Genomic DNA, 12,333 nt, shown 5'->3' on the forward strand with positions numbered 1-12,333 from the left:
GTCGACAACGCATATGGCGACCGAAACCTCGTCTGCACATGCCCCCCAATGGACGCATACCAAGACGCCGCGGAATAACATCAAAAAACCCCGCCGAATTTCGGCGGGGTTTTTCGCCAATCGGAAACTCCTGTTCTGATTTGAGCCCTTTTTGGATGTCGTTTTCACTCAACGAAGCGTCTTTTCCGCTTGCTGCGGGCGCGAAGGACCCATAGCCCTGTGCGTGGGACACCCCTCCCCAACGAGGGGCGTGTATCTGGAAGGGTAATACACATGACGATCGAACAACCGGCGACGCGGCCGGCAAATCCGCGTTTTTCTTCGGGCCCCTGCGCCAAACCCCCCACATTTGATCTGACCAAACTGGCCGATGCCGCCCTGGGGCGTTCGCACCGTGCCGCTGTTGGCAAGGACAAGCTGAAAGCGGCGATCGAGGGCACGCGCGAGATCTTGGGTATTCCAGCTGATTACAGGATCGGCATTGTTCCTGCGTCTGACACGGGCGCGGTCGAAATGGCGCTGTGGTCGTTGCTGGGCGAACGCAAGGTCGAGATGCTGGCGTGGGAGAGCTTTGGGTCCGGTTGGGTGACCGACGTAGTCAAGCAGCTGAAGATCGACGCCGAGGTGAAGACCGCCGACTACGGACAGATCGTGGATCTGACATCGGTCGATTTCGCCAATGACGTCGTCTTCACTTGGAATGGCACCACCTCGGGCGTGCGCGTGCCGAACGGCGACTGGATCGCCGATGATCGTCAGGGTCTGACGATTTGTGATGCGACCTCGGCTGCCTTTGCGATGGACCTGCCCTGGGACAAGCTGGATGTGACCACTTTCAGCTGGCAGAAAGTTCTGGGGGGTGAGGCTGCGCATGGGATGCTGATCCTGTCGCCCCGTGCTGTTGAGCGCCTGGAGAGCTACACGCCGGCATGGCCGCTGCCCAAGATTTTCCGCCTGACCAAGGGTGGCAAGCTGATCGAAGGCATCTTCACGGGGGCGACGATCAACACGCCGTCAATGCTGGCGGTTGAGGATTATCTGTTTGCACTGGATTGGGCCCGCTCGGTCGGTGGTCTGAAGGGCCTTGTTGCCCGTGCGAACGCCAATGCCGGTGCCGTGCATGCGTTCTGCGACCAGAACGACTGGATCGAAAACCTGGCCGAAGACGCTTCGACGCGGTCGAACACATCCGTCTGTCTGAAATTCACAGATGCCCGTATTCAGGACGGCGCAAGCTTTGCCAAGGCCGTGGCCAAACGGCTGGAAGCCGAAAATGTCGCGCTGGATATCGGGGCCTATCGTGACGCGCCTGCGGGCTTGCGGATCTGGTGCGGCGGTACGGTCGAGACCTCGGATATCGAAGCGATGCTGCCTTGGCTGGCATGGGCCTTTGAGGCCGAAATCGCGGCGCAAACAGAAGCCGCCTGATCGCATCCCATCTTCACCGGGCCGCATCGGCCCGGACTTCTCATTGCATTCAAGGACCACAGACATGGCTCCCAAAGTACTCGTTTCCGACAAACTCAGCGAAACTGCCGTTCAGATTTTCCGTGATCGCGGCATCGACGTGGATTTCATGCCCGATCTGGGCAAGGACAAGGACAAATTGGCCGAGGTGATCGGCCAGTATGACGGTCTTGCCATCCGCTCGGCCACCAAGGTCACGCCGACCATTCTGGAAAAAGCCGACAAGCTGAAGGTGATCGGCCGGGCCGGAATCGGCACTGACAACATCGACAAGGAAGCGGCGTCGAAAAAAGGTGTGATCGTGATGAACACGCCATTCGGCAACATGATCACCACCGCCGAACACGCCATTGCGATGATGTTTGCCGTGGCGCGACAGATCCCCGAGGCCTCGACTTCGACCCATGCGGGCAAGTGGGAAAAGTCCAAGTTCATGGGGATCGAGCTGACGAACAAGACGCTCGGTGTCATTGGTGCGGGTAACATCGGCGGCATCGTGTGCGAGCGCGCGCTTGGCCTGAAGATGAAAGTCATCGCCTATGATCCCTATCTGGGCGAAGAAAAAGCCGCCAAGATGGGCGTCGAAAAGGTTGAACTGGACGAGTTGCTGTCCCGCGCCGACTTCATCACCCTGCACGTACCGCTGACGGATCAGACCCGCAATATTCTGAGCCGCGAGAACCTCGCCAAAACCAAGAAGGGCGTGCGCATCATCAACTGCGCTCGTGGTGGTCTGGTTGATGAGGAGGCTTTGGCAGAGGCGCTGCAATCCGGTCACGTTGCCGGTGCCGCGTTCGACGTGTTCAGTGAAGAGCCCGCCAAGGACAACCCCTTGTTCAACCTGCCCAACGTGGTCTGCACGCCACATCTTGGTGCAGCAACCACTGAAGCGCAGGAGAACGTGGCGCTGCAAGTGGCCGAGCAGATCTCGAACTATCTGCTGACAGGTGCGGTCGAGAACGCTTTGAACATGCCCAGTGTGACGGCGGAAGAAGCCAAGGTGATGGGGCCGTGGATCAAGCTGGCCGGCCATCTCGGCAGCTTCATCGGCCAGATGACCGATGAGCCGGTCAAGGCGATCAATATCCTGTACGATGGTGTTGCCGCTGAAATGAACCTGGCGGCGTTGAACTGCGCCGTGGTCGCCGGGATCATGAAAAAGTTCAACCCCGAGGTGAACATGGTGTCGGCCCCGGTTGTCGCCAAAGAGCGTGGGATCAAGATATCGACCACCAATCAGGACAAATCGGGTGCCTTCGAAGGCTATATCAAAGTCACCGTTGTGACCGACAAGCGCGAACGTTCCATTGGCGGCACCGTGTTCAGCGACGGCAAACCGCGTTTCATCCAGATCAAGGGTATCAATATCGATGCCGAGGTCGGTGCCCATATGCTCTACACCACCAACGAAGACGTGCCGGGCATCATCGGTGCTCTGGGGCGGACCATGGGTGAGAACAACGTCAACATCGCGAACTTTACCCTGGGTCGATCCGAGGCCGGCGGTGAAGCGATTGCGTTGCTTTATGTTGACGAACCGGTTCCGGCTGAGGCACGCGCCAAGCTGGCGGAAACGGGTCTGTTCACACAGATCAAGCCGTTGGAGTTTGATGTCACCTGACGAGGCCTGTTGAGTTTGAGAAACAGTGCAGGACCCGGATGATCGAATACCCGGGTCCTGTGTTTTCTCAGGCCGTAATATGCGGCACAAGCGAGCTGACCCTACCGTCGGAGGATCTATGACACAGCCTGTCTACGTTATTGGTGATCTGCACGGGCAGGTGGCCGAGCTGGAACGCGCGCTGTCTCTGATCCAGGGCGATGGCGGCCCGGATGCCCAGATCGTGTTTCTGGGGGATTACGTGGATCGCGGACCGGACAGTCGCGGGCTGGTCGAGCGTCTGATTGCCGGGCGCGATGCGGGCCTGAACTGGATCACTCTGCTGGGCAATCACGATCGCATGTTCGCCTGGTTCATGGAGGATACGCCGCGTCACGATCCACATTTGCTTGTAGGATATCACTGGCTGCATGAAAGGCTGGGTGGGGTCGAGACCCTGCGCAGTTATGGGGTGGAATTCGAAGGCCAGATTCGTCTGGAAGATCTGCATCGGATGGCGCAGGCGGCGGTGCCGAAATCGCACCTGACCTTTTTGCGAGATCTGGTTCTGATGCATCAGACGCCCGAGCTTGCCTTTGTTCACGCAGGCATTCGCCCGGGCGTGCCGCTCAACGAGCAGCGCGCCAACGATCTGGTCTGGATCAGGCAGGATTTTCATACCCATCCGGGCCCGCATCCCAAGCTGATAGTGCATGGTCATACTCCGGTGGATCAGGCAACGCATTATGGCAATCGCGTCAATCTGGACACTGGCGCCGGATACGGACGCCCGGTGGGTGTCGCGGTGTTCGAAGGGCAGACCTGCTGGGAATTGACCGATCAGGGCCGTTTACCGTTGACCCCTTAAGTCACCCCTTTCGGGTAGGACACTGGAGATTTAATATGTATGTCGCCACTTTGCTGACCAATCCGGCAGCGCCGTCGCTGGACAGCGCATTGGCTGAGTCCTTGCGCAATGCCTGGGGCGGTGGAGAGGTCCTCTGGCTCAACCCGGATGAGGCGGCAGAGTTCGAGTTGAACGCCATCCCCGACAATCGCTGGGACGTTTGGGCAGACCTGCAAGGGATGGGGGTGGACCTGATCGTGCAACCTGCGCAAGGACGGCGCAAACAGATGCTGCTGGCCGATATGGACAGCACGATGATCCAGCAGGAATGCATCGACGAGCTGGCGGATGAGGCCGGCGTTGGCGACCGGGTCAAGGACATAACGGCCCGCGCCATGAACGGAGAGCTTGATTTCGAAGGTGCCTTGATCGAGCGGGTTGGTTTGCTGAAGCACCTGGATGAAAGCGTCATCGGCAAAGTTTTGCGGGAACGGATCACCCTGATGCCCGGAGGCAGGGAATTGCTGGCGACGATGCGGGCAAACGGGGCCTATACAGCGTTGGTATCCGGTGGCTTTACGGCCTTTACCGCGCGGGTGGCAGAGCTTTTGGGATTCGATGAAAACCGCGCCAACACTTTGCTGGCGGAAGATGGCAAGCTGACCGGAGACGTCGCGCGTCCTATTCTGGGGCGTCAGGCCAAGATCGAAGCGCTCGAGCAGATTACGGCCCGGCTTGGCCTGTCGGAAAGTGACGTGATCGCCGTGGGTGACGGGGCCAATGACCTTGGCATGCTTGGCCGGGCCGGGGCCGGGGTTGCCCTTCACGCCAAGCCGTCCGTGGCCGCACAATGTGATGTGCGGGTGAATCACGGCGACCTGACGGCGCTGCTTTACCTGCAAGGCTATTGCCGCGCCGATTTTGTGGGCGGCTGATCAGGGCTATATTTTATTTAACATTTGTGTTAAATAATGGGTATGAGCACACTTCTGACCACGTTTTCCGCTTTGTCCGATGCCACCCGGTTCTCGATTGTCGAGCAATTGATGGAGCAGGGCGAACTGCCTGCCGGTGATCTGATCGAAGGGCGCGGCATGTCCGGCGCCGCGATTTCGCGCCACCTCAAGGTGCTGCGCGAGGCCGGGTTGGTACAGCAGCGTGTCCAAGGCACACAGCGGATGTATTCCATCCGATCCGAAGGGTTGCGGGCGATTGCCGACTGGACGATTTCCAAGCGGCAATTCTGGGAAGGCAGCCTCGACCGTCTGAGCGATATTATCGAAAGGGAGAATTCATGGCCGACCTGAAACTGGAACGGGAATTCCCTGTCAGTCCCGAAGAACTGTTTGCGTGGATCAGTGATGGTGCCAAGCTGTTGCAATGGTGGGGCCCCGAGGGGATGCACGTGCCGGACCACAACCTGGATTTCTCACGCACCGGCCCTTGGTATTCGGTGATGGAGAATGGCGAGGGCCAGCAATACAAGGTCTCGGGCCACGTCACGCATGTCGACCCGCCGAATTCGGTGGGTTTTACATGGGGTTGGCATGACGATCGGGATCAACGCGGTGCCGAAAGCCATGTGACCCTTTCCGTTGCCGCAACCGAAAACGGCGCCCGCCTTGTGCTGGACCACCGGGAACTGGCCGATGCCGAAGCAGCCGCGAACCACAATCAGGGTTGGACGTCTTCGCTGCGCAAACTCGAAGCACTTTGCAAATAGATATTCATCAGGGAGGAGTGATATGCCCCAATTTTTGTTTGTCTATCATGGGGGTCACACCCCGACCGACCCCGCCGAGATCGAGGCGACCATGGCCGCCTGGGGGGCTTGGTTTCAAAACATGGGCGACGCCCTCGATATACCCGGCAACCCGGTTGGGCAGTCTTACACCGTCAGCAACAATGGCGTGGTCGATAACGGCGGCGCGAACCCGGCCTCGGGCTTCACGGTGATCAAGGCTGACAATATCGACGCTGCGACCGAGATGGCCAAGGGCTGCCCGATGGTCGTCAACGGCACAGGCTCGGTTGAAGTGGCCGAAATCCACGAAATCGAGATGTAAGGGCCTTAGTCGGGGAAACCCGTCGCAGGTTTGATCACGCCGCATTCCAGCCCGCGACGGCTGTATTGCGTGGCGTTCATGAATTTGCGGGTGGCCGGGTGATCGGCCTCCAGCACGCCAAGGCTTACCAGTATCGCGGCAATCGCGCATTCACTGGCGCGGGTGGTTCCATCGGTGATCTTCAGCGCAACGCCCATGCGTTTTTCCGGGATGATGGCCACGAACACGGCCTCGGCCCCGGTCTTGATGGCCACACGTCCGTTCATCGCGCGCATCAGTTCGGTGCAGGCCCGGGTCTCACCGGCAACCAGTTCCGGGTGTTTGACCATGGCCGCAACCAGCTGAGCTGCCGCGTCACCGGAGCGATCAGACCTGTCCGAAGCGCTGGCAAACCATGCCATCGACCGCGCCAGACCCGCCAGAGATGTGGCGAAATTCGGGGCGGAACAGCCATCGATGCCGTATGCCGGGCTGGTCTCGCCCGTCGTTTCTTCGATGGCAGACAGACAGGCCTGTTGTACCGGGTGATCAATCTCAAGATACTCCGGACCTGCGCCCATATGCTGGCCCAGAGTCAGAAAGCCACAATGCTTGCCGGAACAATTGTTGTGGATCTGGCAAGGCGTATCGTCCGCCAGGATCAGCCGGTCCCGTGCGGCCGTGTCGGCGGGCTCTTGTGGGCCGCACCGCAGATCGTGCTCGTTCAACCCCAGATGGTCCAGCCACGCCGTCACGCGATCCGTGTGGATCGCCGCACCGTTATGCGAGGCGCAGGCCAATGCCAGGTGTTCGCTGGTCAGCCCGTATTTCGCCGCCGCCCCCGATGTGACCAACGGAAGCGCTTGGATCATCTTGGCGGATGACCGCGGGTATATGACGGATTGCGGGTCACCCCAACTGCGCACGATCTGGCCCGTGTCATCGCAAACAACCGCATGACCCAGATGCAGACTTTCCAGCAGTGCACCGCGCCAAAGTTCTGTCATGGGTACGGGCTGCGTCATCTGGACCTCCGAAATTTATGCGCAAAATTCTGCCAATCGCCCTTTCGCCTGTGGCGAAACCTGCGTTAGTGTGTGTATGTCGGCAAACATCGGAAGACGCAAACGAATAGACGAACCGGCAGGGTTCGCAGACGTGTCCGATGGGTATGAGGTAAGGGTCGAGCTAGGAGGCTGGACAAATGGGATCAATGCTCGTTCGCACGATAGCGGGCCTGTGTGTGGCAGGCATCGCCGCAACTTCTGCAATCGCCCAACAGGCGACAAGCACAAACCGTGTTGCTGCAAAAACGGATTGGAGCGTTTTTGTCGAAGACGATCCCACCGAATGCTGGAGCGTCTCGGCACCCAAGGAAACCGTGAACACCCGTGGTGGGCGCGTGGTTTCCGTACGGCGCAGCGACATCCTTCTGTTTGTGTTCTTTCGTCCGAATGCCGAGGTGAAAGGCCAATTGACCTTTACCGGCGGCTACCCGTTCGCCGCGGGTTCGACGGTGAACCTGAACGTGGACGGGACCGAGTTCGAACTGTTCACGGAAGGCGAATGGGCCTGGGCCGCATCGGATGCGGATGATGCCAAGATCATCACCGCCCTGAAGCGCGGAACCGAGGCTGTTCTGACCGCCCGGTCCGAGCGCGGGACGCAGACGAAAGACACCTTTTCGCTGCTGGGTTTTACCGCAGCGATTGAAGACGCTGAGAAGCGCTGCACCAACTGATCTTATCGCGCCGATTGTTCAAAAGGCCCCGCCTGGTTGCGGGGCTTTTGACGTATGGTCATCTGCCAGTTTTGATCCGTGTCAAAGTTTCTCATCCGGCAATGTGAACTAAGTGGTTCAGCCACTGAGAGAGGACATCGTGATGAAACAGAAAACTTGGATCACTCTGGTTCTGGCCGCATCGGTCGCAGTACTGAGCGCTTGCGAAAAGACCGCGGATTCCTACCCAATATCAGGCGAGCAATGTGGCCCGGAAGATCCGGTCAAGGAGCTGGATGCCGAGGATTGCTTCATTCCGCCGGCAGGGGTGTAAACGCCGCACGCCCAAAACCTGCCCGGGCCTTGCCTTTGCGCCAAGGTTCGCTTCAACTGCGTGAGCAGACATGTGAGGGGTGAGCCATGCGTTGGGTTTGGGCAGTATTTCTTCTTCCGGTACCGGGACTCGCAGACCCTGCGTTGGAATGTTCCGGTGCCGGATCACAGGTTGAAATCGGTGCCTGTGTCGGGCAGGCCGAGGCCAATGTCGCGGCCGCAATGACCGAGGCCTTAGGATTTGCAGCAGATGCGGCCAGAGATCTGGACGACGTCACCGGACGGGCCTTGGCCCTGCCGGCGCTCGAGGCATCCCAGGAGGCTTGGAAAGCCTACCGCGACGCACAATGCGAGGCGGTTGGTGCGTCCTATGGCGGCGGATCGGGCACGGGCATAGCGGTCTCCTCGTGCCGGGTCGAGCTGGGCCGGGCCCGGGTGGCCGAGCTGCTTCGGTTCGTGAACTGACACCTGGGCTGCACGAATCCTTTTGATCTTTGGCGGCGTTCCTATATAGAGGCGCATCCCAAGCCCGATTCCTTTGAGATACGCCAATGTCGCCCAAAGCGCCGATCACCCAAGACGTCATGACCATCCCGCGCAAACTGCCCGACGGGAAGGTAAACCTTGTCGGTCTTTCGCGCGACAGGTTGCGCGAGACCTTGATTGAACACGGCACGCCCGAGAAACAGGCCAAGATGCGCACAGGCCAGATCTGGCAATGGATCTATCAATGGGGTGTGCGCGACTTTGCCCAGATGACAAATCTCGCCAAAGCCTATCGTGCACAACTGGCCGAGCATTTCGTGATCGAAATCCCCGAGGTGGTGACGCGTCAGGTGTCCGAGGATGGCACCCGCAAATACCTGTGCCGCATCGCCGGCGGGCATGAGGTCGAGGTGGTCTATATCCCCGAGGAAGATCGCGGAACCCTGTGCATCTCGTCTCAGGTGGGCTGCACGCTGACCTGTTCGTTCTGTCATACCGGAACCCAAAAACTTGTACGAAACCTGACATCCGCAGAAATCGTCGGCCAGATCATGATGGCGCGCGACGATCTTGAGGAATGGCCAACCCCCGGCGCACCCAAGGACGAAACCCGCCTGCTGTCGAACATCGTTCTGATGGGCATGGGTGAGCCACTTTACAACTTCGAAAACGTCCGCGACGCGATGAAGATCGCCATGGACCCCGAGGGGATTTCCCTGTCGCGCCGGCGGATTACCCTGTCGACCTCGGGCGTGGTGCCCGAAATCGCGCGCACGGCCGAGGAAATCGGGTGCTTGCTGGCGATCTCGTTCCACGCCACCACTGACGAGGTGCGCGACATTCTGGTGCCAATCAACAAACGTTGGAACATCGAGGAACTGCTGACAGCTTTGGCCAGCTATCCCAATGCTTCGAACTCTGAACGGATCACGTTTGAATATGTGATGCTGGATGGTGTGAATGACAGTGACGAAGATGCGCATCGTCTGATCGATCACATCAAGCGCCACAACATTCCGGCCAAGATCAACCTGATCCCGTTCAACGAATGGCCCGGTGCACCGTACAAGCGCAGCTCGAACAACCGTATCCGCGCTTTCGCCAACATCATCTATCAGGCCGGCTATGCCTCGCCGATCCGCAAGACGCGCGGTGAGGACATCATGGCAGCTTGTGGTCAGTTGAAGTCGGCAACCGAGCGGGCGCGCAAATCACGCAAACAAATCGAGGCCGAAACGGGCCTGAACCAATAGGGTTCGGTCGATCTCGGCTTGGCTTGATCGGATCGCGCCTTAAGTGTTTTCTGGCTCTGTCTGCACGTCACAAGTGTTTTGTGCAAACTTAATGTTTCAGATGCTGAAACCACATGCATAATTTGCTATATTTCCAGTGCCCGTCTCTGAATTTGCCACTTCAATTCGACACACAAGGCGGTGAGGTGTTCGGGTCAGAGATGGCAAGTTTTTGCGATTCCGCTAGACTGTTCCAAGTGGTGCAGAATGCGCTCGGGTGAACTGATTTTCAGGTGGGCCACGATTATGAATGCAGGTTCTTTTTCGATCATCCGTTTTGGTGCCGCTGCGCTTGCTATCCTCTCGGGTTCAGGCTTGGCCTTCGCTGACGGCCAGAACGCTCATATCGCGATCGAAAACCCTGCCGAGCTGAGCAAACAAGAGGCTTTGGAACACTACCGATCGCTCAATCGCCGCATGGCGCGTGGCTACGCCGTGGCACAATTGAACCTGATCCTAAACTACCAAAGCTGGCCGCTTTTCAATGATGCGCCCTATATTTCGGCAACCCATGGGCAGCGGTATGTGAACAGCTATGCCAATCGCATGGCGCATAACTACGGGACGTTGCAGGAAGGTGAAGAACTTCCCATGGGGTCGGTTCTTGCCAAGGACAGCATGACCGTGACGGATGAAGGTCACGTACATCCCGGTGCCATGTTTATAATGGAGAAACTGACAGAAGGTGCCAGCCCGGACACGGCGGATTGGCGTTACATCATGGTCTTGCCGGACGGCTCGGTGTTTGGGGACACTATGGGCGACCGCGCCGGCGCCGTGGCGTATTGCCATGTCTGTCACGAACAGGTGGCAGATCGGGACTATACGTTTTACGTGCCGGAAGACTATCGGACGCGCGATTGAGCCAACTCAGGCATTTTCGCCCGGCAGCTTCAATTCCGTCGCCTCGCGGCGGCTGAGCTGCTCGCCTTGTTTGCGCTTTGACAGAACTTCACGGGCCAGCGCGTATTTGTCGTCCTGCCAGAAGATCAGGCAGCCGTTGCAGCCCTTGCCGCAGCAGCCTTCGGTGCCGATGCGGTTGGTCTTGAACCGGCGTTCGTTGCCGTCTTCGCCGATCTTCTCGACCAGTTCGTCGCGGCGGCGCGCATAGGCCGCGGGATTGTCGCGGCCCGAGGTTTCCAATCCCTGCACCAGCTTGTCGAACCGAATGCGGCTCCAGTGTTCGTCGGTCAGGGCGCGTTCCTTGCGCAGAACGGAATAGGCGGGGAACCGGGTGCGCAGGTCGTCGGTATCCTCGTGGTCGAACAGGGTGAAGGGCAGGCGGATCACTGTTTTGGTGCTGCCATGCACCACGTCCATCCGCGCACCATCGGATGCGCGTTCGAAATCATAAACCCGCAGCAGAACCGTCTCACGCGAGATCGGCGAGACGAAATCCAGCACATCGCCCGGTTCCAGCTTGTTCTTTACCTCGACCAGAAACGCATCCTCGGTCACTTCGGTGACGATCCCGGCATATTCCCACTGCGCGATGGACGCCGTGTGCTCGTAATCATGGGCGTAGTTGGTCAGCCGCCCCTCGTGGAACGCCAGCGTATAGCCGCGGTTTCCCACGGTCTCCAGCTCGCGCATATAGGGTTTCGGGTCCCAGTTGTCGGGGTCGGCATAGTAATCGTCGATGGCCATGCGATAGGCGCGCGCGACGATGGCGGCATAATATTCCGATTTACCGCGCCCCTCGACCTTGAGGCTGTCCACGCCGATCTTCAGGTATTCGTCCAGCTTGGGCATGATGCACAGATCGCGCGAATTGAGGATGTACGAGCCACGATCGTCCTCTTCGATGGGCATCAGATCACCGGGGCGGCAGCCTTCCTCCAGCAGAAACTCGAACAGGTCGGCGTTTTCCTCCGTGATCCGCAATTCCTGATGGGTGCCATCCTTCAGGCGCAGCTTCAGCGCATAGTTCCAGCGGCAGGAATTGGCGCAATTGCCCTGGTTGGCGCCGCGCTCGGCCATGAAGTTCGACAGCAGGCAGCGGCCCGAATAGGTCATGCACATGGCACCGTGGACGAAGGCCTCGAGCTTGATGTCGGGGCATTTCTGGCGGATTTCCACCAGTTCGGGGTAGGAAACCTCGCGCGCCAGCACCACCAGTTCGGCGCCCTGGTCCTGCCAGAACTTCACCGACAGCCACGAACAGATATTGGCCTGGGTCGAGATATGCAGCGGCAGTTCCGGCGCGCGGTCGTGGACGTACTGGAACACACCGGGGTCGGCGATGATCAACCCGTCCGGCTGCACCTTGCGGACCGTGTCGATATATTCGTCCAGCTTCGGGATGTCCTTGTTGTGCGAAAACAGGTTCAGCGTCAGATAGGCGCGCCGGCCATGGCTGTGGCAGAACTCGACCCCTTCGATCACCTCTTCCAGCGAGAACTCGGATTTTGTGCGCAGCGACATATCGGGCGTGCCCAGATACACCGCATCCGCCCCGTAGAGGACAGCGAGTTTCAGCTTGCGCAGATTGCCCGCAGGCATCAGCAATTCAGATCTGGACTGGGTCATGGCGCCACCTGTCA

The 12,333-nt window shown here is 59.1% G+C and carries 14 protein-coding genes; 12 read left to right on the forward strand and 2 right to left on the reverse strand.

Features of this window, described 5'->3' with window-relative positions; genetic code table 11:
- Window positions 1–273: 273 nt before the first annotated feature.
- The 7 genes from AC2FFD_RS18380 to AC2FFD_RS18410 all read left to right on the forward strand — a co-directional run bounded on the left by AC2FFD_RS18380 (window position 274) and on the right by AC2FFD_RS18410 (window position 5,980).
- Complete coding sequence (locus tag AC2FFD_RS18380; protein WP_425080152.1) at window positions 274–1,428, forward strand: phosphoserine transaminase; 1,155 nt, start codon at window positions 274–276, stop codon at window positions 1,426–1,428.
- A gap of 64 nt (window positions 1,429–1,492) precedes the next feature.
- Window positions 1,493–3,088: a phosphoglycerate dehydrogenase gene (serA, locus tag AC2FFD_RS18385; RefSeq protein WP_170345525.1), complete on the forward strand. Its 1,596-nt coding sequence runs from the start codon at window positions 1,493–1,495 to the stop codon at window positions 3,086–3,088.
- Window positions 3,089–3,206: 118 nt separating this feature from the next.
- Window positions 3,207–3,935, forward strand: a complete 729-nt coding sequence (locus AC2FFD_RS18390; protein ID WP_496873793.1) for a metallophosphoesterase family protein — start codon at window positions 3,207–3,209, stop codon at window positions 3,933–3,935.
- 35 nt (window positions 3,936–3,970) lie between these two features.
- Window positions 3,971–4,849: a phosphoserine phosphatase SerB gene (gene serB / locus AC2FFD_RS18395; RefSeq protein WP_425080150.1), complete on the forward strand. Its 879-nt coding sequence runs from the start codon at window positions 3,971–3,973 to the stop codon at window positions 4,847–4,849.
- 42 nt (window positions 4,850–4,891) lie between these two features.
- A complete protein-coding gene (locus AC2FFD_RS18400) occupies window positions 4,892–5,221 on the forward strand; it encodes an ArsR/SmtB family transcription factor (protein ID WP_117872947.1) in 330 nt (109 codons plus the stop codon).
- A complete protein-coding gene (locus AC2FFD_RS18405; RefSeq protein WP_170345528.1) occupies window positions 5,209–5,637 on the forward strand; it encodes an SRPBCC family protein in 429 nt (142 codons plus the stop codon). Before AC2FFD_RS18400 ends, AC2FFD_RS18405 begins: the two co-directional genes overlap by 13 nt.
- Before the next feature lie 22 nt (window positions 5,638–5,659).
- Complete coding sequence (locus AC2FFD_RS18410; RefSeq protein ID WP_170345529.1) at window positions 5,660–5,980, forward strand: YciI family protein; 321 nt, start codon at window positions 5,660–5,662, stop codon at window positions 5,978–5,980.
- A 5-nt stretch (window positions 5,981–5,985) separates the two neighbouring features.
- On the opposite strand, the gene AC2FFD_RS18415 is transcribed toward AC2FFD_RS18410, so the two are convergent.
- Window positions 5,986–6,984: an asparaginase gene (locus AC2FFD_RS18415; protein ID WP_496873794.1), complete on the reverse strand. Its 999-nt coding sequence runs from the start codon at window positions 6,982–6,984 to the stop codon at window positions 5,986–5,988.
- 179 nt (window positions 6,985–7,163) lie between these two features.
- On the opposite strand from AC2FFD_RS18415, the gene AC2FFD_RS18420 reads away from it, so the two are divergent.
- The 5 genes from AC2FFD_RS18420 (at window position 7,164) to AC2FFD_RS18440 (ending at window position 10,654) form a co-directional block, all read left to right on the forward strand.
- Window positions 7,164–7,700, forward strand: a complete 537-nt coding sequence (locus AC2FFD_RS18420; protein ID WP_257599466.1) for an invasion associated locus B family protein — start codon at window positions 7,164–7,166, stop codon at window positions 7,698–7,700.
- A gap of 142 nt (window positions 7,701–7,842) precedes the next feature.
- Window positions 7,843–8,013, forward strand: coding sequence for a hypothetical protein (locus tag AC2FFD_RS18425; protein ID WP_170345532.1), 171 nt, complete (start codon window positions 7,843–7,845; stop codon window positions 8,011–8,013).
- 86 nt (window positions 8,014–8,099) lie between these two features.
- On the forward strand, window positions 8,100–8,477 hold the full coding sequence (locus AC2FFD_RS18430; RefSeq protein WP_496873795.1) for a lysozyme inhibitor LprI family protein: 378 nt from the start codon (window positions 8,100–8,102) through the stop codon (window positions 8,475–8,477).
- Window positions 8,478–8,563: 86 nt separating this feature from the next.
- Entirely contained in the window at window positions 8,564–9,751 is a 1,188-nt protein-coding gene (rlmN, locus tag AC2FFD_RS18435; protein ID WP_257599464.1) for a dual-specificity RNA methyltransferase RlmN, read from the forward strand.
- Window positions 9,752–10,036: 285 nt separating this feature from the next.
- Entirely contained in the window at window positions 10,037–10,654 is a 618-nt protein-coding gene (locus AC2FFD_RS18440) for a cytochrome P460 family protein (RefSeq protein WP_257599463.1), read from the forward strand.
- A 6-nt stretch (window positions 10,655–10,660) separates the two neighbouring features.
- Here the strand turns inward: AC2FFD_RS18440 and AC2FFD_RS18445 are convergent, their stop codons facing one another.
- Complete coding sequence (locus tag AC2FFD_RS18445) at window positions 10,661–12,319, reverse strand: U32 family peptidase (RefSeq protein WP_496873796.1); 1,659 nt, start codon at window positions 12,317–12,319, stop codon at window positions 10,661–10,663.
- Window positions 12,320–12,333 lie beyond the last annotated feature (14 nt).

It is taken from the genome of Ruegeria sp. YTSC002 (assembly GCF_059609845.1).